This is a genomic window from Streptomyces sp. NPDC060027 (assembly GCF_042737005.1).
GTDB lineage: Bacteria > Actinomycetota > Actinomycetes > Streptomycetales > Streptomycetaceae > Streptomyces.
Map to the genome: position 1 here is coordinate 33,904 of NZ_JBHWVI010000021.1, position 19,276 is coordinate 53,179.

At 70.7% G+C, this 19,276-nt stretch carries 16 protein-coding genes; 1 reads left to right on the forward strand and 15 read right to left on the reverse strand.

The features are described 5' to 3' along the window. Positions 1-9: 9 nt before the first annotated feature. From groL to ACFWBT_RS08195, 4 genes are all read right to left on the reverse strand, one after another. The gene (gene groL / locus ACFWBT_RS08180; protein WP_385697280.1) at positions 10-1,635 is read right to left on the reverse strand and encodes a chaperonin GroEL; all 1,626 of its coding nucleotides are present in this window, start codon (positions 1,633-1,635) and stop codon (positions 10-12) included. A gap of 155 nt (positions 1,636-1,790) precedes the next feature. Beyond that, positions 1,791-2,099 carry a co-chaperone GroES gene (gene groES / locus ACFWBT_RS08185; protein ID WP_385697282.1) on the reverse strand — a complete coding sequence of 103 codons (309 nt, stop codon included), beginning with the start codon at positions 2,097-2,099 and terminating at the stop codon, positions 1,791-1,793. Positions 2,100-2,325: 226 nt separating this feature from the next. Further along, positions 2,326-3,078, reverse strand: a complete 753-nt coding sequence (locus ACFWBT_RS08190; protein WP_385697283.1) for a polysaccharide deacetylase family protein — start codon at positions 3,076-3,078, stop codon at positions 2,326-2,328. After that, the gene (locus ACFWBT_RS08195) at positions 3,075-4,040 is read right to left on the reverse strand and encodes a polysaccharide deacetylase family protein (protein ID WP_385697285.1); all 966 of its coding nucleotides are present in this window, start codon (positions 4,038-4,040) and stop codon (positions 3,075-3,077) included. Before ACFWBT_RS08195 ends, ACFWBT_RS08190 begins: the two co-directional genes overlap by 4 nt. Before the next feature lie 91 nt (positions 4,041-4,131). On the opposite strand from ACFWBT_RS08195, the gene ACFWBT_RS08200 reads away from it, so the two are divergent. Continuing rightward, positions 4,132-5,325, forward strand: coding sequence for a methyltransferase domain-containing protein (locus ACFWBT_RS08200; protein ID WP_385697286.1), 1,194 nt, complete (start codon positions 4,132-4,134; stop codon positions 5,323-5,325). Here ACFWBT_RS08200 and ACFWBT_RS08205 read toward each other — a convergent pair. From ACFWBT_RS08205 to ACFWBT_RS08255, 11 genes are all read right to left on the reverse strand, one after another. Continuing rightward, the gene (locus ACFWBT_RS08205; protein ID WP_385697288.1) at positions 5,303-7,345 is read right to left on the reverse strand and encodes a cell wall-binding repeat-containing protein; all 2,043 of its coding nucleotides are present in this window, start codon (positions 7,343-7,345) and stop codon (positions 5,303-5,305) included. The genes ACFWBT_RS08200 and ACFWBT_RS08205 overlap by 23 nt on opposite strands. 176 nt (positions 7,346-7,521) lie before the next feature. After that, positions 7,522-8,799, reverse strand: a complete 1,278-nt coding sequence (locus tag ACFWBT_RS08210; protein ID WP_385697290.1) for an RNA polymerase sigma factor — start codon at positions 8,797-8,799, stop codon at positions 7,522-7,524. Positions 8,800-8,863: 64 nt separating this feature from the next. Continuing rightward, on the reverse strand, positions 8,864-9,220 hold the full coding sequence (locus ACFWBT_RS08215) for a YciI family protein (RefSeq protein ID WP_385697292.1): 357 nt from the start codon (positions 9,218-9,220) through the stop codon (positions 8,864-8,866). A gap of 162 nt (positions 9,221-9,382) precedes the next feature. Next, the gene (locus tag ACFWBT_RS08220; RefSeq protein WP_385697293.1) at positions 9,383-9,961 is read right to left on the reverse strand and encodes a Uma2 family endonuclease; all 579 of its coding nucleotides are present in this window, start codon (positions 9,959-9,961) and stop codon (positions 9,383-9,385) included. Between the two features lie 381 nt (positions 9,962-10,342). Next, positions 10,343-10,876, reverse strand: coding sequence for a hypothetical protein (locus tag ACFWBT_RS08225; RefSeq protein WP_385697294.1), 534 nt, complete (start codon positions 10,874-10,876; stop codon positions 10,343-10,345). Positions 10,877-11,182: 306 nt separating this feature from the next. Beyond that, positions 11,183-12,250 (reverse strand): LCP family protein, encoded by a 1,068-nt coding sequence (locus ACFWBT_RS08230; RefSeq protein WP_385697296.1) that lies wholly within the window; start codon positions 12,248-12,250, stop codon positions 11,183-11,185. 84 nt (positions 12,251-12,334) lie between these two features. Next, positions 12,335-13,708, reverse strand: coding sequence for an endo-1,4-beta-xylanase (locus ACFWBT_RS08235; protein WP_385697298.1), 1,374 nt, complete (start codon positions 13,706-13,708; stop codon positions 12,335-12,337). A gap of 164 nt (positions 13,709-13,872) precedes the next feature. After that, entirely contained in the window at positions 13,873-14,952 is a 1,080-nt protein-coding gene (locus ACFWBT_RS08240; protein WP_385697299.1) for a LacI family DNA-binding transcriptional regulator, read from the reverse strand. A 97-nt stretch (positions 14,953-15,049) separates the two neighbouring features. Continuing rightward, a complete protein-coding gene (locus ACFWBT_RS08245) occupies positions 15,050-17,275 on the reverse strand; it encodes a glycoside hydrolase family 3 N-terminal domain-containing protein (RefSeq protein ID WP_385697301.1) in 2,226 nt (741 codons plus the stop codon). Between the two features lie 146 nt (positions 17,276-17,421). Continuing rightward, positions 17,422-18,270 carry a carbohydrate ABC transporter permease gene (locus ACFWBT_RS08250; protein ID WP_385697303.1) on the reverse strand — a complete coding sequence of 283 codons (849 nt, stop codon included), beginning with the start codon at positions 18,268-18,270 and terminating at the stop codon, positions 17,422-17,424. Then, on the reverse strand, positions 18,267-19,271 hold the full coding sequence (locus ACFWBT_RS08255) for a carbohydrate ABC transporter permease (RefSeq protein ID WP_266761800.1): 1,005 nt from the start codon (positions 19,269-19,271) through the stop codon (positions 18,267-18,269). The genes ACFWBT_RS08250 and ACFWBT_RS08255 overlap by 4 nt, the downstream gene beginning before the upstream one ends. Positions 19,272-19,276: the final 5 nt, after the last annotated feature.

Consider the following 19,276-nt stretch of genomic DNA (forward strand, 5'->3'; position numbering starts at 1 on the left):
CGTCGTACGTCAGTGGGAGTGACCGTGGCCGCCGTGACCGGCGTCGCTCTCGTCCTCGGCCGGCTTCTCGACGACCAGGGTCTCGGTCGTGAGGAGCAGGGAGGCGATGGAGGCGGCGTTCTCCAGGGCGGAGCGGGTGACCTTGACCGGGTCGATGACGCCGGCCTTGACCAGGTCGCCGTACTCGCCGGTGGCGGCGTTGAAGCCCTGGCCCTTGTCGAGCTCGGCGACCTTGGAGGTGATGACGTAACCCTCCAGGCCGGAGTTCTCGGCGATCCAGCGCAGCGGCTCGACGGCGGCCTTGCGGACGACCGCGACACCCGTGGCCTCGTCGCCGGTCTTGCCGAGGTTGCCCTCGAGGACCTTGACGGCGTGGACCAGCGCGGAGCCACCACCGGAGACGATGCCCTCCTCGACCGCGGCGCGGGTCGCGGAGATGGCGTCCTCCAGACGGTGCTTCTTCTCCTTGAGCTCCACCTCGGTGGCGGCGCCGACCTTGATCACGCACACGCCGCCGGCCAGCTTCGCGAGGCGCTCCTGGAGCTTCTCGCGGTCCCAGTCGGAGTCGGTGTTCTCGATCTCGGCCTTGATCTGGTTGACGCGGCCGACGACCTCGTCGGAGCTGCCGCCACCGTCGACGATCGTGGTGTCGTCCTTGGTGACGGTCACGCGGCGGGCGCTGCCGAGCACGTCCAGGCCGACCTGGTCGAGCTTGAGGCCGACCTCCTCGGCGATGACCTGACCACCGGTGAGGGTGGCGATGTCGCCGAGCATGGCCTTGCGGCGGTCACCGAAGCCGGGGGCCTTCACGGCGACGGCGTTGAACGTGCCGCGGATCTTGTTCACGACCAGGGTCGACAGGGCCTCGCCCTCGACGTCCTCGGCGATGATCAGCAGCGGCTTGGAGGCGTTCGACTGGATGACCTTCTCCAGCAGCGGCAGCAGGTCCTGGATGGAGCTGATCTTGCCCTGGTGGATGAGGATGTACGGGTCGTCGAGGACGGCCTCCATACGCTCCTGGTCGGACACCATGTACGGGGACAGGTAGCCCTTGTCGAAGGCCATGCCCTCGGTGAAGTCCAGCTCCAGACCGAAGGTGTTGGACTCCTCGACGGTGATGACACCGTCCTTGCCGACCTTGTCCATCGCCTCGGCGATGAGCTCGCCGACCTGCGGGTCCTGGGCGGACAGACCGGCGACGGCCGCGATGTCGGACTTCTCGTCGATCGGGCGCGCGGTGGCGAGGAGCTCGTCGGAGACCGCCTTGACGGCCGCGTCGATGCCCTTCTTCAGCAGCGCCGGGGAGGCACCCGCGGCGACGTTCTTCAGGCCCTCGCGCACGAGCGCCTGGGCGAGCACGGTGGCGGTGGTCGTACCGTCACCCGCGATGTCGTTGGTCTTGGTCGCCACCTCCTTCACCAGCTGGGCACCGAGGTTCTCGAACGGGTCCTCGACCTCGACCTCACGGGCGATGGTCACGCCGTCGTTGGTGATGGTGGGGGCGCCGAACTTCTTGTCGATGACGACGTTGCGGCCCTTGGGGCCGATCGTCACCTTCACCGTGTCGGCAAGCTTGTTGACGCCGCGCTCAAGGGCGCGACGGGCGTCCTCGTCGAACTTCAGGATCTTCGCCATGGGAGCGGTTCAGCCCTCTCGGAAAACTTGGGAGAAACGAACGGCGCCCCCAGCGCCCGGTTCATCAAAGGTAGCGGGGGCCAGGGGCGCAGTTCACTGCAATGCTTGGTGCGGGGTTGTCCGGGGGAAGCCCCCGGACGCCCTTACCGGGTGAATTACTTCTCGATGATCGCGAGCACGTCGCGAGCCGAGAGGACGAGGTATTCCTCGCCGTTGTACTTCACCTCGGTGCCGCCGTACTTGCTGTAGAGAACGATGTCGCCGACGGCGACGTCGAGCTCGACACGCTTGCCGTCCTCGACACGGCCCGGACCCACGGCCAGGACGACGCCCTCCTGGGGCTTCTCCTTCGCAGTGTCCGGAATGACCAGGCCAGAGGCCGTGGTCTGCTCGGCGTCGAGCGGCTGGACCACAATGCGGTCCTCGAGCGGCTTGATGGCAACCTTGGAGCTGGCGGTCGTCACGATCCGACCTCCCCCTTCGGAGATCTCACGGGGTTAACTGTCTGAGGTGGCGACCAGGTCGATCCGTCGTCGCGGGTGCCGGACCTGCCCGTCGCTATTGGCACTCTCCAGGGGGGAGTGCCAGACCTGAGACTATGACTGCGATTAGCACTCGGTCAAGCGGAGTGCCAAAGGCGTCGGCGTGGCGCGGGCCGGAAGGTGCCGGAGCGGGGCGACCGGGCGGCCCCTAGAGGTAGTTCTCCAGCCGGGCCGGAGTGAAGCCCTCCGCCTGGATGCGCCGGAGCAGCCGGACCGTGGCGTCCGTGAGATCGGGTTCGCCGAAGCCGCAGAGGATGTCGCCCGGCCGGAGCCGGTGCGCGTCGGCGGCGCGGCCGAGGACGATCGCGGTGACCCCGCAGTCGGCGGCGGCGCGCAGGGTGGTGCTGTCGTACCTGCCGTAGGGGGGCCGCAGCAGCCGGGGCCGGATGCCGAAGCGCTGCCGGAGTTTGTCCTGCTGTCCGCAGATCTCGGCGCGCTGGCCGGCGTAGGGCAGGCCGCGCAGGGAGGCGTGGTCGAGGGTGTGGTTCTGGACGCTCGCGCCGACCGCGCGCAGCCGGGCGAAGTGCCCGTACCCCGGCCCGACGACACCGTCCGTGAGGAACACGCTGACCGGCAGCCGCAGTTCGCGGACCATGTCGACGAACCGGGGATCGCGCTCCACCCCGTCGTCGTACGTCAGGAAGACCACCTTGTCGTGGGTGCGCACATGGTCCACGACGGGCGGCAGTCCCGGGCCCGCGGTGCGTGCGGTGGTCCGGGCGGGCGCCTTCGGGGCCGCGGCGAGCGGGGTGGCCAGACCCCAGCGGCGGTACGCCGCCTCCTGCGGACGCACCCGCTGGGCCGCCTTCTTGCCCAGCCGCTCGATGGGGTCGACGGACTGCGCGCAGCCACCGAGCAGCACCGCCGCGAGCAGGCCGGCGAGCGCCGCCCGCACCCTCACAGGTAGTCCTCGAGGCGCGCGACCGCGTACCCCTTGCGGGTGACCGTCTTCAGGAAGCGGCGGACCATGTCGGGCATCGTGCCGTTCCAGTCCTTGCGGCCCCGGAAGTGGGTGAGGACGATGTCGCCGGGGTGCAGGTCCTGGTCGTCCTCGCGGTACTCCCAGTGGTCGACGAAGACTTCCTCGTTCCAGATGGGCGCGTACGCGACGCCGCAGGACTTGGCGGCGCGCAGGGTGTCCTGGTTGTAGTTGCCGTACGGCGGGCGGAAGAGGACCGGGCGCTTGCCGAACTGCTTCTTCATCACGTCCTGCATGCCGCAGATCTCGCGCTTCTGCCGCGCGTAGGACAGGGCGGGCAGATAGGGGTGGTGCAGCGTGTGGTTGTTGAGGGTGATGCCGCGGTCGCGCATCTTGCGGAAGTACCCGTAGCCGTCCTTGACCAGGTAGTCGCTGAGGAAGGCGGTGTACGGGATCTTCAGGTCGCTCATCATCCGCAGGAAGGCGGGGTCCTTCTCCTCGCCGTCGTCGATGGTGAGGAAGACGACCTTGTCCTTGGTGGGGACGGTCGTGAAGACCGGCGGCAGCCCCAGCTCCTCCTGGTCGTCGACCTCGAACCCCTTGCGGGCCTCGATGACCGGCTTCCTGGCGGGCGGCGCCGGGGGTGTCAGCGGCACCTCGGCGAGTCCCCAGCGCTTGGCGGCGGCGACACGCCGGGCCTGTGCCAGCCGGAGCCGGGAGGCGTACGCGTCGAGGGCGCGGGCCGGGGGCGCCTGGAGCCGGACCTGCCGACCGTGGGCCGGCTTGGCGGCGTCGGCGTCGGCGCCGGAACCGGAACCGGGGGCGGAGCCGGAGCCGGTCTCGGCACAACCGGAGACGAGGAGGGCGAGGGCGAGCACGCCGACTCCCCAGCGCGCACCGGCCCCGTTTGTGCCGTTTTTATCATTTTGTCGTACGGGTCGCATGGGGCCGGATCCTCCCAGGTCACCGCCCTCGCCAAGGCCCCGACACCGCCGCCCGAAGCACACCGTCCACCGACTGGCCCACAATGGCCGGGTGAACGACGTCTCCTTCGCCTCCCTCCTCACCGCCGAGGGCCGCGCCCTGCTCGACGAGGTCCGCGCCACCGAACCGGCACAGGAACTGGCCGTCGCCACCCGGCTGCGCCGCGACCACCCCGCCGAACTGGTCTCGGCGGCCCTCGGACAGGCCCGGCTGCGACAGCGGGCGGCGGCGAAGTTCGGGGCCGAGGACGCCGGACGGATGTTCTTCACCCCGAACGGGGTCGAGCAGTCCACCCGGACAAGCGTGGCGGTCCACCGCGCCGAGCGGCTGCGCGCCCTGGGAGTCCGGTCCGTCGCCGATCTCTGCTGCGGCATCGGCGGCGACGCGATCGCGCTGGCCCGCGCCGGAATCCGCGTCCTCGCCGTCGACCGTGATCCGCTGACGGCCGCCGCGGCCCGCGCGAACGCCGACGCGCTCGGGCTCACGGACCTGATCGAGGTGCGTGAGACGGACGTCACCGAGGTGGACACCTCTTCGTACGACGCGGTCTTCGTGGACCCGGGGCGCCGGGGCGGCCGGGGCCGGATCTTCGACCCGGAGGCGTACTCGCCACCGCTGTCCTGGGCGATCGGGGCGGCCCTGAAGGCTCCCGTCGCCGCGCTGAAGATCGCCCCCGGCATCCCGCACGAGGCGGTCCCCGCCGGGGCGGAGGCCGAGTGGATCTCGGACGGCGGGGACGTGAAGGAGGCGGTTCTGTGGTTCGGCACGGAGCCGGGCCTGGTGCGCGCCACCCTGCTGCCGGGCCCGCGCGAGCTGCGCGGGCGCGGGCTGCCCGATCCGGCGGTGCGGGCGGTCGGACGCTATCTGTACGAGCCGGACGGCGCGGTCATCCGCGCGCACCTCGTCGCCGAGGTCGCCGAGGAACTGGACGGCGGGCTGGTCGACGAGACGATCGCCTACGTCACGGCCGACGAGCTGCGCCCGACCCCGTACGCCTCCGCGTACGAGATCACCGACCGACTCCCCTTCAACGTGAAGAAGTTGAAGGCGCTGCTCCGGGAACGGGAGGTCGGCATCCTGACCGTGAAGAAGCGCGGATCGGCCGTCGAGCCGGAGGAGCTGCGGCGCAAGGTGAAGCCGCAGGGCCCCCGCTCCGCGACGGTGTTCCTGACACGGGTGGCGGGCGCCCCGACCATGCTGGTGGGGGCACCCGCGACACCGTCTACTGGTGGTGGACCGTCTTGAGGGGTGCCAGGTTCGGATCGGCGCCGACCGGGCCCGACCTCACGACCGTCGCGGCCTGGCCGCCGTTCGTGCGGAGCGTGAAGGTGCTCCGCTGCGCACTCGTGGGCACCACGCCCTTGTAGTACGGGTGGTACACGAACTGGCTGCCGCTCGCGCTGATCGAGGCGCCCGCGGTGTCCAGCGCGCCCGCCGCGATCGACCCGCTGCCGCCGAAGCCGACCACGAACTGCGTGCTCGCGGACTCCCGCAGCAGATAGCTCTTGGCCTCGCTCGACAGGGTGCCGGGCGAGGTCCACAGGACGGGTCCGAAGACGTTCATCGCCGCACCCGCCGACACGCCGCCACGCCAGCTGTCCGTGGAGGCGAGGGCGGCCTGGCTCGGCGCACTCCACCAGAACTTGGCGACCGCCGCGGAGGTGCCCTCGTTGCCGCTCGCCGTGATCGGGTAGTACGTGTACGTCGACGGCCACTTGGAGAAGTAGGTGTGCGTCAGCGCGTACTTCGCCGAGGCACCCACCGTGATGATCATGGTGTTCTTCGGGTTCAGGCTGTTGAGGTACGCCTTCACCGAATCGGTCAGCTTGTTGCCGTCGTTGAGGACGACACCGCCCGCGCTGCTCGTGCCGTCCGCCCCGGCCGCTGCGGCCGCCGCGAGCGCCGAGTGGTAGTCGGTGCCGGTGGCCAGGAACACGTACTTCGGCGCGCTGGTCACGGACTTCGCCACCGCGACCGAGGTCGAGTACCGGGACGTTCCCGCCAGCCGCTTCGGCGTGAAGCCGAGCGCGGACACCTGCGAGGAGACCGAGCCGCTGAGGACGGACGTGCCGCCGATGAGATAGACGTTCGCGCCCGGCTTCAGCACCCGCTTCAGCTCGGCCTTCGTCGCGGAGGACAGCCCGCTCTTCGGGGTCATCAGCACCGGACCGTGCTTCTTGCCGGCCAGCGCGGGCGCGGTGAGCGAGTACGCCTCGGAGTCCTGGTTGATCAGCACCGCGGCCTTGGCGTCCATCAGACCCGGAACGCTCTCGCCGACCGTGTTCCAGGTCCAGCGCGAGGAGGCCGTGTTGGTGGCGTAGGTGTCGGCGCCCCAGACCCGTCCTGTGCTGTTCTTGCGCAGCGGCTGCCAGCTGGGGTTGGAGCCGGAGTTGCCGCCCGGGTCGGCCGGCACCTTGGTGAGCGCGCCGGTGGCCAGGTCCACATACTCGGTGGTGTGCACGTCGGCGCTGTCGCCCGAGGTGTGGGCGTCGAAGATGATCCGCTTGCCGGTGGGCGACCAGGACGGGTTCGCGTAACCGCGGGAGTCGCTGGTGATCTGCCGGACGCCCGTGCCGTCCGCGTTCGCCGTGAAGAGCTGCGACAATCCGCCGTCGACGTTCCGGACGAACGCCAGCTTGGTGCCGTCCGGTGAGTAGGCGGGCTGCTCGGCGTCGGTCAGCACCCGCTTGACCGTGTTCGCCGTCGAGTCGTAGACCCAGACGCCGTCGTTGTCGTAGCAGCCGTAGTTCTTGCGCCGCTCGAACGCCATCAGACCGGTCGGGCTCACGGTCGGGTCGCTGTCGCAGACGGTGGACGGCTCCTGGGCGGCCGTCAGCAGCGGGCGGGGCGCCCACGAGCCGTCGGAGGGGCCGTAGGCGAGCTGGCCGCCGGTCGAGAAGACGACGTAGCGCCCGCCCCACCAGAAGGTCAGGTCCTCGTACGCGGCGCTGGATCGCACCCCTTCCGCCCAGGGCAGAGTGATCTTCGAGGAGCCGCTCGGCCTGATGCTCGAGATCTGGCTCGCGGCGGTGACGAGCCGGCTGCCGTCCGGCGCCCAGGCGGCGTACCACCCGGACTGCTGGGGAACCTCGGTGGCCTTGCCCGTGGCGGGATCGATCAGGAGCGGGCCGTCCACGAGGATCTTGCCCTCGGTGCCCGGCCAGGGCCCTGCATCGTCGGCGACGGCACCCGGAGCCGTCGCCAAGGTGGCCGCGGCGAATGCCGCCGCGGTCGCGAGCGCCGTGCCACCGCGGCGCCTGAACATGCTCAAAGTGACCCCCCATGGATCAGAAACGTCGGAATCGCCGCGCACTCGCCGGGCCGGTGCCCCTCTCCCAGAGGCTCACAGCCGCGTCATGGCAGCCGGATCACTGTAGTTCCTGAAGTGACCAGGGGGAACAGAGTTACGAGACGGCTCCGCACGGGCCGCCGTGCGGCGAGTCAGCCGCACTCCCGGGCCCGGGCGGTCAGCAGCGCGCGTTCGCGCTCGTTCCGCGCCAGCGAGGCCGCCCGCTCGAACTCCGCCCGCGCTTCCGCCGTCCTGCCGAGTCGGGTCAGCAGGTCCCCCCGGACGCTGGGCAGCAAGTGGTAGTCGCGCAGGGCGGGTTCGCCGACGAGGGCGTCGACGATCTCCAGGGCGGGGCCCGGCCCGTCGGCCATCGAGACGGCCACGGCACGGTTCAGTTCGACGACCGGAGAGGGTGTGCGGGCCGCCAACAGGCCGTACAGGGTGGCGATCTGCCGCCAGTCCGTCTCCTCGTACGTGTAGGCCTGCGCGTGGCTGGCGGCGATGGCGGCCTGGAGCGCGTACGGCCCCGGGCTGCCGGTGGCGACGGCGCTGGAGCGGCCCAGCGCGGTGAAGCCGCGGCGGATCAGCATGCGGTTCCAGCGGCGGCGGTTCTGGTCCTTGAGGAGGACGGGTTCGCCGTCGGGCCCGGTGCGCGCGGCCGCCCGGGACTCCTGGAGCTCCAGCAGGGCGGCGAGCGCGTGCACCTCGGGCTCCTTGGGCATCAGCTCGGCGAGCACCCTGGCCAGCCGGAGCGCGTCCTCGCACAGCGCCGGACGGAGCAGGTCGTCGCCCGCCGTGGCCGCGTACCCCTCGTTGAAGACGAGGTAGATGACCTCCAGTACGGAACCGAGACGGGCTTCGCGTTCGGGGCCGTACGGGACCTCGAAGGCGACCCCCTTGGTCGCCAGTGTCCGCTTGGCCCGCACGATGCGCTGGGCGACCGTGGCCTCCGGGACGAGGAAGGCGCGGGCGATCTCGGACGTCGTCAGACCGCCGAGGAGCCGCAGGGTGAGCGCGATACGGGCCTCGGCGGACAGGACGGGGTGACAGGCGGTGAAGACCAGCCGGAGCAGGTCGTCGTCGATGTCGTCCGGATCGGCGGGTTCGTCGATGTGGTGCGGCGCCGACAGCGAGAGGTCCCGTCCGACCTCCTCCAGCTTGCGGGCGTAGCGCTCCCGGCGGCGTACGAGGTCGATCGCCCGGTGCTTGGCCGTGGCCGTCAACCAGGCGCCCGGGTTGTCCGGCACTCCGTCCCGCGGCCACTGCTCCAGCGCCGCGACCAGGGCGTCCTGGGCGAGTTCCTCGGCGATGCCGACGTCGAGGACGATCCGTGCGACGCCCGCGATGATGCGGGGGGACTCGATGCGGAAGATGGTCTCGACGGCCGTGTCGACGCCGCCGGCGGGCGCTGGGGTGGGCTGCTGTTCCACAGCACACCATCAGACACCCGCGGCGGCCTCGGACCAAGCAGACCGCTCGGGCCGAGAAGACCGCTCAGCCCCCGGCGATCTCCCGCACCTCGCAGGTGACCGTCCAGAACTCCTCGTGCACCTTCAGGAACCGCTTGGTCCACTCCACGGCCTCGGCCATGTCCTTGCACTGCATGATCGCGTAACCGCCGACGACCTCCTTGGACTCGGTGAAGGGTCCGTCGGTGACGGACAGCTGCCCACCCGACCAGTGGACGCGCTTGCCCTGCGCGGTGGGCGCCAGGCCGTCGGTCTCGAGCATGACGCCCGCCTTGGTGATCTCCTCGATGAGCTCGCCCATCCGCTGCATCAGCTCGGGGCTGGGACCCTCGGCGGGCGCGGTGCTCTCGTCGATCTGGACCAGCGAAAGATAGCGGGGCATGGTGACTCCTCGTGTCTGTGGTGCCTCGGAGGCGGGGTTTCTCCCTGCCTCTCACCCGTGCGTCGAACGGGAGACACCTACTTCGACACCGTCCCCGGATTTCTTCGATTTCGTTCCCCGGGCGGGCCCGGACGGCTCAACCGGGGGAATCGGGGATTCGGGTCAGTCGGCGAAGTCCTTGAGCTCAGCGGTCTCCAGGGTGAAACCGACGGGATCCGGCAGTTCGACGGCTGTACCGTGAGGACGGGTCGTGATGCAGCGGTACTGACCGCCTTCGGGCTCCGCGTGGACAATGACACTGCCCGCCTGCCTGTCGATCAGGACATAGACGGGGATGCCCGCGGCGGCGTAACCGTCCGGCTTGTCGATGTGGTCCCGCCGAACAGCGTCCCCGTCGTGCGAAGTGACCTCGACCGCCATCAGGACACCGTCCGGATCCGCCCACTCAGGCGTCCCGACGAAGTGCCGACGGGGTGCCAGGACGCCGTCCGCCTTCGCCCGTCCGTTGCGGTACTCCTCGACCTTCAGGCCCTGTTCTCCGTACAGCCAGAGATCGGGTCGGTGCTGCATACAGACCTGCTGAAGCCAGGCGATGACCTCATTGTGGTTACCGTCCGGCACGGGCTTGACCACGACCTTTCCGTTGATGAACTCCAGCCGCACAAGCTCGGGCGCGTTGCGGGCGAGTTCTTCGAACTCCTCGACGAGCATCTGGGGCCGGTCGGCTGTGCTGCGGGTCATGGCGTCGCCTCCTCCCCTCCATCCTGCCCCGGTCACGGGCGGACCGTGCTGCAAGGTCGTCATGTGCCTGCTCCCTTCTCGGTTTTCTCCGTGCGGGTCCCGGTACGGAGAGCAGCACGGAGCCGTCCGACATGGGCGCGCACCTCATGCGCCGCGAGGGCCGGCCGCCCGCCCCGGCACACCCCGCACAAGCCGCCCCGCAGTTGGCCACCGTCCCCGCCCGGCTCCCCGCACGCCGTGCACACCACTTCGTAGCGGGGTGCCGGTGGCTGCGGTTCGGGTCGCGGGGGCAGCTTGGCGAGCAGCCGGGCGCGTACGAAGGCGTACGCGTGCGCCACACGCTCCGGGAGCCCCGCCGTCAGCGCCTGGACGAGCTGCGGCTCACCCGCGCCCCGCGCGAACCACTCGGCGGCCTCCCCCTCCAGTGCCGCGCACTCCCCCGCCGACAGCGTCGATCCGGCCGAGCCGGGCCAGCAGGCTGTAGGCGGTCGATCGCGCCGCCGCTGCCACGGGCCGCTCGGTCACCGGCGTCTCCCCGGCGAGAAGGGCGTTCCACCAGGTGTCGTCGTGAGCGGTGCGCGAGAAGAAGGTGTGCCAGACCCAGCGGGGGCAGCCGTCGACGGTGACGGGGCGGCGCACCCTGCGCAAATGCCCTGCCGCGGAAAGGTGCTTGAGGGCCGTGGAGAGGGCGCACTGGCCGTACGGGAGGTGCTTGGCTAGGGTCTTGATCGAGAGGTCCGACTCGTCGGCGAGCCGGTCGATGTACGTCGCGATCGATGCCTCGCGGGTGGGCAGATGTACGAAGTCGCGACCCGTCCGTGGGGTTTGGTCGGGCGCCGACCGTTTTCCGTACCCCGGATTGGCGAGGGGATGGGCGGACGGGCGCGGGGCAGCACTAGGCTGAGTGACAGCCATGGATCGACTCGCTTTCGATCAACGTGGTCAGACCCCCGCCCGGTGCGCCAACACCGACGGGGGTCGATGCTTTCGCGGCGCACGCTACACGCCTGCCACGCTCCGCCGCGACTCGATCACGAAGAGTCATATCCCCTGGCCCGGACGGTACTTCGGCCGTCGGCAAGGGAGGGAGGGCGGGTTGGACCTCCCGCCCATTCCATACAAAAGAGGCTCGAATCCCGATCCCCGAAGCTCAAGTCCCGCGGACCGGCTCCGGGGGTGTCACGTGAGTCGTGGGGTCACTCGAGTGGGGCCCGGAGATCACTACTTGAGCGAGGCCCACAGATCGCTCGCCTCCGGCTCGTTCGCGACCACTCGGTTGTGGTCCGAGGGAGCTGCCACCACCGGCATCATCACCGTCGTGACCTCGTCGGACGAGAGGGACTTCAGGCTCTGGCCGAGCTTCATCAGCTCGCCGAGCGAGTCCAGCCCGGTGTCCGTGGTCAGGCTGCCGGTCACCGCGTTCGCGACGCTGTAGAGCTTGGCCGGGTCGGTGAGCAGACCGGCCGACGAGATCTGCGCCAACAGGGCTTTGACGAGCTTCTGTTGGAGACCGATGCGACCCAGGTCGCTGCCGTCGCCTATGCCGTGCCGGGTGCGGGCGAGCGCCAGCGCCTTCGTGCCGTCGAGGTGGTGTTCGCCCGCGGTGAGGTGCAGATGGCTCTTGTCGTCGTCGATGCCCTCGTCCGTGGTGACCGTGACACCGCCGAGCGCGTCCACGAGGGCCGCGAAGCCGGAGAAGTCGATCTCGATGTAGTGGTCCATGCGGACATCGGTCAGGGACTCGACCGTCTTCACCGCGCAGACCGGGCCGCCGATCGAATAGGCGCTGTTGAACATCGCGTTGTACGCCACCGCCGTCGTCCCCCCGGACGAGGTGGGGCAGGCCGGCCGGGTCACCAGGGTGTCCCGGGGGATGCTCACCACGGTCGCGCGGGTGCGCCCCTCGTCGATGTGCACGACCATCGCCGTGTCGGAACGGGCGCCGGAGCTGTCACCGCCGCCGAGCTTCGCGTTCGCCTTGCCGCTGCGCGAGTCGGAGCCGAGGACCAGGATGTTCAGGGCGCCGCTGGGCAGCGGGGAGGCCGAGGCGGACGCCGGGGACGAGGGCGTCGCCGGCGCCTTCGCCGGGCGGTCGTCGCCGAGCGCGCTGTTGATGTCGACGCTCTTGATGTTCTGGTTCAGATGCCAGTAGGCCCAGCCCGCCGTGCCGACGCCCAGCACCAGCAGTCCCGCCAGGGTGAGGCCGGCGGCCTTCAGTACCCGCGACCGCCGGCCCACCAGCCGGACCCCGACCCCGTTCTCTTCGTGGATCTCTTCGTGTCCCGTCACGAGGAGGAACGTAAGTCCGAATTATTACGAGCGGAGCTTTGGGGTGACCTTTCTTCGAAAACTCTCACGCTTCTCAGGCCGGCTTCAGCCCAAGGTCACCGTGGGCACCGGATTGCTCCCGCTCCAGGAGGCGTTGAACCCGAAGGTCACGGAGCCGCCGTCCGGGACGGTCCCGTTGTAAGAGGCGTTGGCGCAGCTCACCGCCGGGCCGGTCTGGGTGCAGGCCGCGTTCCAGGCCTGGGTGATCCGCTGGCCCTCGCCGTACGTCCAGCTCACCTTCCAGGACGCCAGCGCGGCCCCGGAGCACGCGATGCGGACCTGCCCCGTGAAGCCGGTGTTCCACTGGCTCTGCACGCTGTAGGTCGCCGTGCACGCGCCGGTCGGCGGCGGTGTCGAGGTACCGCCGAGCGAGGTCGCGATCGCGGAGTGCGCCGGTTTCGGCGCGTAGTTCTCGTCGTACGGTGTCGCCGCGCCGTATCCCGAGAAGACGTCCGGGATCCAGGAGTCGGAGTCGGTGAAGCCCCAGACGGTCACGCCGTGGCACCGGGTCACGGCGACGCAGGCGTCGAACACCGCCTTGTAGTCGGCGGCCTGCTGCGCCAGTTTCGCGCTGTCGGACGGGAGTTGCATCCGGATGTCCAGCTCCGTGATCGCGACATCGACGCCGAGGTCGGCGAAGCGCTGGATGTTCTGCTGGAGTGTGCCGGGTACCTGACCGAGGACCAGATGGGCCTGGAGGCCGACACCGTCGATCGGGACGCCCCGCTCCTTGAGGGACTTGACCAGGTTGTAGAGGGCGGTGCTTTTGGCGTTGACGCCCTCGACGTTGTAGTCGTTGATGTAGAGCTTGGCACTCGGGTCGGCGGTGTGCGCCCAGGTCAGCGCCTGGGCGATGTAGTCCGCGCCGAGGCCGTTGTACCAGAGGGTCGAGCGGTAGGTGCCGTCCTCGTTGAAGGGCTCGTTGACCACGTCCCAGGCGGCCAGTTTGCCCTTGTAGCGGGTGACTTCGGTGGTGATGTGGTTCTGGAGCAGGCCGCTCAGCTCGGCGGTCGTCCAGGTGCCGTTCGTCAGCCAGCTCGGGTTCTGGCTGTGCCAGACCAGGGTGTGACCGCGCACCTGCTGGCTGTGGGCCTGCGCGAAGGCGACGATCCGGTCGGCCTCGGCCCAGTCGAAGCTGCCCCGGGTGGGCTCGACGGTGCCCCATTTCATGGCGTTGCCCGGCGTCAGCGAGTTGAACTGGGCTCCGGCGATGTCGCCGTACGTCCCGGTCAGCTTGGAGCCGGTGACGGCCGTGCCGATGACCTTGCCCTTGGCGGCGGCGAGGTCGCGCAGCGGGGTGTCGACGGCGTGCGCCGTCGTGCCGGCCGCGAGCAGCGCGCCCGCGGTCACGGCGCCGGTGAACAGGGCGGCGGCGCGGCGGCGTAAGGAGGTGGTTCCGGGGGTTCGGGAGGTTCTCATGGCGGGTGCCTCCGAAAGTTTCGGTCGTCCAACCGATTGACTTCGGAGGAGTGTGGAGCGGAATGCCCCACCCGTCAACACGGTCCCTGCGCCAACTTCCAGCCAGAACAGGCACCTTGACCCCACGGCTCACAGCTCACGGCTCACCGCTCACCGCTCACCGCTCACGCCGGAGGTGCCCCCGTGCTGCTGCGCACCACCAGGCTCGTCGCCAGTTCCATCCTCGTTCCGGCCGACGGCCTTTCCTGGCGGCCGAGTTCGAGCACCAGCTTCGCCGCCGCCTCGGCCATCTCCGTCAGCGGCTGCCGTACGGTCGTCAGCGGCGGCCCCACCCAGCGCGCCACCGGCAGATCGTCGAAGCCGACGACGCTCAGGTCCTCGGGAACGCGCAGCCCCAGCTCGCGCGCCGCCTCGTAGAGGCCGAGCGCCTGGAGGTCGTTTCCGGCGAAGACGGCCGTGGGCCGGTCAGGCCCGCGCAGGAGTTCGAGACCGGCCCGGTAGCCGCTCTCGTGATGGAAGTTGCCGGGGCGGATCAGGGCGGGGTCGACGGGCAGCCCCGCGGTCTCCAGCGCGGCGCGATAGCCGTCGACCCGGGCGCGGCTGCACATCATCCGCGAGGGCCCGCTGATCGCGCCGATCCGGGTGTGGCCGAGCTCGATCAGATGGCGGGTCGCCGCGAGGCCACCGTGCCAGTTGGTGGCACCGATGGACGGCACGTCGTCGCCCGGGTCACCGGCCGGATCCATCACGACGAACGGGACGGATCTGCTGGTCAGCAGCGCCCGCCCGGACTCGTCGAGCCCGGACAGCACGAGGATCACCCCGTACGGGCGGCGCGCCGCGACCTGGTCGGCCCAGGTGCGGCCGGGGGTGAGCCGGCCCGCGCTCTCGGACAGGACCACGCTCAGCCCCTCGTCCCGGGCGACGTTCTCGACGCCCCGGATGACCTCCATCGCCCAGGCGCTCTCCAGCTCGTGGAAGACCAGGTCGATGAGGGGCGACCGGGTCGCCTCGGCCCGGCGCCGCCGGTATCCGTAGTCGCGCAGCAGCTCCTCGACACGGGTGCGGGTCGCCGGGGCGACATCGGCACGGCCGTTGAGCACCTTCGAAACAGTCGGAGCCGACACTCCGGCCTCGCGGGCGATCTCGGCGAGCGTCGCGGTCCCCGCCGACCGCGCGCCCGGCCGATTCGACCCGTTGTCCCTGGTGGCCGATGACGGATTCGACGGGTTCGACTGAGTCATGGGCGGGATCGTAGCTTCGCCCGTCGGCACGCCTAACCCCTCTTTGGCGCCAATCACCTCGTCACGGCAGCACCGTGTGGCCCGAAAGATTCGCTCCTCACTTCACCCGGACCTCGCACCGCATCCGCCGTCCGGGACCCACCACGCGCTCGGGTCCGGTCAGCGTCAGCGGCACCGCGTGGCGCAGGTCGACGTCCGCGCTCGACACCCCCAGCCGCAGTTCCAGCTCCCCGGGTTCGACGATCCGCCGCCCGTCGGGGCCGGTGTACGCGGCCAGATCGGCCGGGACCGTGAAGTGGACCTCGGCCGACGCGCCCGCCTCCAGCGGGACGCGCGCGTAGCCCACGAGCCGGACCACCGGGCGGGCCACCTTGCCGACCGGGTCGTGGAGGTAGAGCTGCACGACCTCCGTACCGGCCCGCTCCCCCGTGTTGCGCACGGTCAGCCGCAGCGTCGTCTCACCATCGGTCGCGACCACCCGGTCGTCGGCCGTCGGCGGCAGCCAGGCGTACGAGGTGTAGGAGAGTCCGTGCCCGAAGGCGTACAGCGGGGTCGGGTCGAGGGTGCTCGCCTCACCGAGCCGGCCGAGCGGCGGCGCGAGATAGGTCCACGGCTGGCCCGCCGGGTCGCGCGGCACGCTCACCGAGAGCCGCCCCGAGGGGTTGACCCGCCCGGAGAGGACCCCGGCGATCGCGGGCGCGCCCTCCTGGCCCGCGAAGAACGTCTGCACCACCGCCGCGCACCGGTCCGCCCAGCGGCCGAGCGCGTAGGGGCGCCCGGAGAGCAGCACGAGCACGACCGGCGTTCCGGAGGCCAGCGCCTTGTCCACCAACTCTCCCTGTCCCTCGGGAAGTTCGAGGTCGGCCGCGTCGCAGCCCTCGCCGGAGGTGCCCCGCCCGAACAGTCCGGAGCGGTCGCCGACCGCGATCACGCACGCGTCGGCTCCCACGGCGTCGTCCGTGAACTCCACGCCGGGCAGCTCCGCGCGCAGCGCTTCGAGCAGCGTCGGCACGGCGACACCCATCGGCACATCGGGGTGGTCCAGCAGGACATGGCGGGGGAAGGTGTAGCAGCCGAGCAGGCCCGCCGGTTCGTCGGCGAGCGGTCCGAGCACCGCGATCCGCCGCGCCTCGGGCCCGAACGGCAGCCCGCCGCCGTTGGCCAGCAGCACGACCGACTCCTCGGCCAGCCGCCGTGCCAGCGCGCGCATATGAGGCGGGTCGAGAGCCACCGGACCGTCGGCGGCGGGCGAGGTCCAGTCCGGGTCCAGCAGTCCCAGTTCGCATTTCTGCGTCAGCACCCGCAGCGCGGCCCGGTCCACGGACTCCTCGTCGAGCGGCCCGGCCCCGTAGCAGCGCACCGCGGGGAGTTCGACGTCGACGCCCGCCGCGAGCGCCAGCGCGGCCGCACCCGCCGGGGAGTCGGTGAGCCCGTGCGCGGATTCCAGGAAGGACACCCCGAAGTAGTCGGCGACCACGGTCCCGGCGAACCCCCATTCCTCTCGGAGGAGTTGGGTGAGGAGTTGGTGGTGGGCGTGGGCGGGCAGCCCGTCGAGGTCGTTGTAGGCCGCCATCACCGAGCGGGCACCGCCCTCCCGTACGGCCATCTCGAACGGAGGGAGGATCACGTCGGCGAGTTCGCGCGGGCCGATGGAGGCGGGCGCGTGGTTGCGGGCGCCGCGTGAGGCCGAGTACCCGGCGAAGTGCTTGAGCGTGGCGACCACGCCCGCGGACTGGAGACCCTGGACGTAGGCGGTGCCGACGGTCGCCACGAGGTAGGGGTCCTCGCCGATCGACTCCTCCGTGCGGCCCCAGCGGGGATCGCGAACGACGTCGAGGACGGGGGCCAGTCCCTGGTGGATGCCGACCGAGCGCATCGAGGCGCCGATCGCCGACGCCATCTCCTTCACCAGGGCCGGATCGAAGGTCGCGCCCCAGGCCAGCGGGGTGGGGAAGACGGTGGCCCGCCAGGCCGTGAAGCCGGTCAGGCACTCCTCGTGGGCGAGGGCGGGCAGCCGGAAGCGGTTGGCGGAGCGGATGCGTTCCTGGAGGGAGGCGAGCCGGGCGGCGCCCTCGGCGGGCTCCACCGGGGCCGTGCCGAAGGGGCGGGTGAGCTGGCCGAGCCCGTCGGGCAGCAGTCCGGCCAGGTCGATGTCCTCGGACAGGGCGTGCTGGAGGGGCGCCATGTCGCCGCCCGGCGTCTCGTTCGAGCCGGGCCAGACGCTGTAGAGCTGGGCGGTCCTCTCGCGCGGGGTCATCCGGGCGAGCAGGTCGGCGGCGCGGACGCCTACGGGCAGAGCGGGGTCCTGCCAGGGGTGGATCATGTAACTCCTCGCATCCGTAAGGGAATCCGGGGCGTCCCGGGCGTCATGTGCGGCGTGGGTGTCCGGGTGGTCCGGAGAACCCGGGGGTCCGGGGGTCCCGGGGGTCCGGGGAACCGCGAGGACCGCGGACGGGGCCGTGCCGCGGCTCAGCCCTTCGTCGCGCCGAGCGTGATGCCGCCGATCAGCTGTCGTTCGGCGACCGCGTAGAAGGCCAGGGCGGGTGCCATGGCGAGCACCAGGTAGGCGAAGATGCGGGCCACGTCGGAGGCGTACTGGCCCTGGAACTGCTGGATGCCGACGGGGACCGTCCACCAGGTGGGTTCGCTGAAGACGAGCAGGGGCAGCAGGAAGTTGTTCCAGCTCCCGACGATGGCCAGCACGGAGACCGTGCCGAGCGCGGGGCGGGCCAGCGGCAGCAGGATGCGCCAGAAGAAGCCGAAGGCGGAGCAGCCGTCGAGGACCGCCGCCTCCTCCAGCTCCCCCGGGATCTCCCGGAAGAAGCCGCGCAGGATGACGATCGTCAGCGGCAGCCCGAACGCCGCCTGGGGCAGGATCACGCCCCAGGGGTTGTCGAGCAGCCCCACCGTGCGGAGCAGGATGAACAGCGGCAGGATCGCCACCGCGAACGGGAACATCAGCCCCATGGTGAAGACGGTGAACAGCACCTCCCGTCCCCGGAAGGCGAACCGGGCCAGCGCGTAGGCGGCGAGCGCCGACACCCCCACGGTCAGGACGGCGGTCGCCACCGCGATCAGCGTGCTGCTGCCGACCGCCCGCCAGAACGGGCCCGAGCCGAGCAGGGACGTGTAGTTCGAGGTCACCCACGGGTGCGGCAGACCGAAGGTGTTGCTGGAGAGCTGGTCGGTCGTCTTGAAACCGGAGACGAGGGCGAACAGCAGGGGCGTCACCATGACGGCGGCGACCAGCCACAGGACGGCGTACACGGGGACGCTGCGCAGCCGTCGGCGGCGTACGACGTCCTTCGGCGCGCTCATCGGTTGGCTCGCATGCTGGTGATGGCTCCTTCGGTGTCGCGGCGCAGCACGAAACGCTGGTAGGCGAGGGCGAAGACGAGGCTGATCAGGAACATCGCCACGCTGATGGCGCTGGCGTAGCCCATCTGGTAGCGCTTGAAGCCGTACTGGAACATGCTGATGACCATGGTTTCGGAGTGATGGTCGGGTCCGCCCGCGGAGATCACCCACACCAGGTCGAAGAGCTGGATGGCCCCGATCACGGACAGGAACACGCTGATCCGCAGGGTCGGTGCGAGCAGCGGCAGGGTGATGTGCCGGAAGCGCTGCCAGGTGCCGGCGCCGTCGATCCGCGCCGCCTCGTGCAGTTCGGCCGGGATGCCCTGGAGGCCCGCCAGGTACAGCATCATGTGGAAGCCGAAGTACTTCCAGGTCATGACCAGGAAGAGGGTGGGCAGCACGGTGTTCTGGCCCGCGAACCAGAGCCCGCCCACGCCGTCGAGACCGATCGAGCCGAGCAGTCTGTCGGCGAGACCGTCGTCCGGCGCGAAGATCATGCCGAACAGCACGCCGGTGATGACCTCGGAGAGCACGTACGGCGCGAAGAACAGCATCCGGTAGACGGCCCGGCCGCGCAGCCGCTGGTTGAGCAGGACGGCCATGGCGAGCGCGAACGGCAGTTGCAGCACGATCGAGAAGGCGATGAGCAGGAAGCCGCGCCACAGGTCGCCGAGGAAGACCGGGTCGTCGAGCAGCCGGGTGTAGTTGGCGAACCCCACGGAGTCCGAAGGCGTCCCGAAACCACCCCAGTTGAAGAAGCTGACGTAGAAGGCGTAGCCCATCGGGACGAGGACGAGCAGCCCGAAGAGCGCGAGCGCCGGGACGGTGAAGACGAAGGCGCCCAGCCAGGCTCGTACCCGGCGCCGGACGGGCGGCGCCGCCGAGGGACCGGGGGAACCGGTCACCGGCCCGGAGGACTTGCCGATGACCGGTGGGTACGTCGAGGTCGTCGAGTGTGTCATCGGGG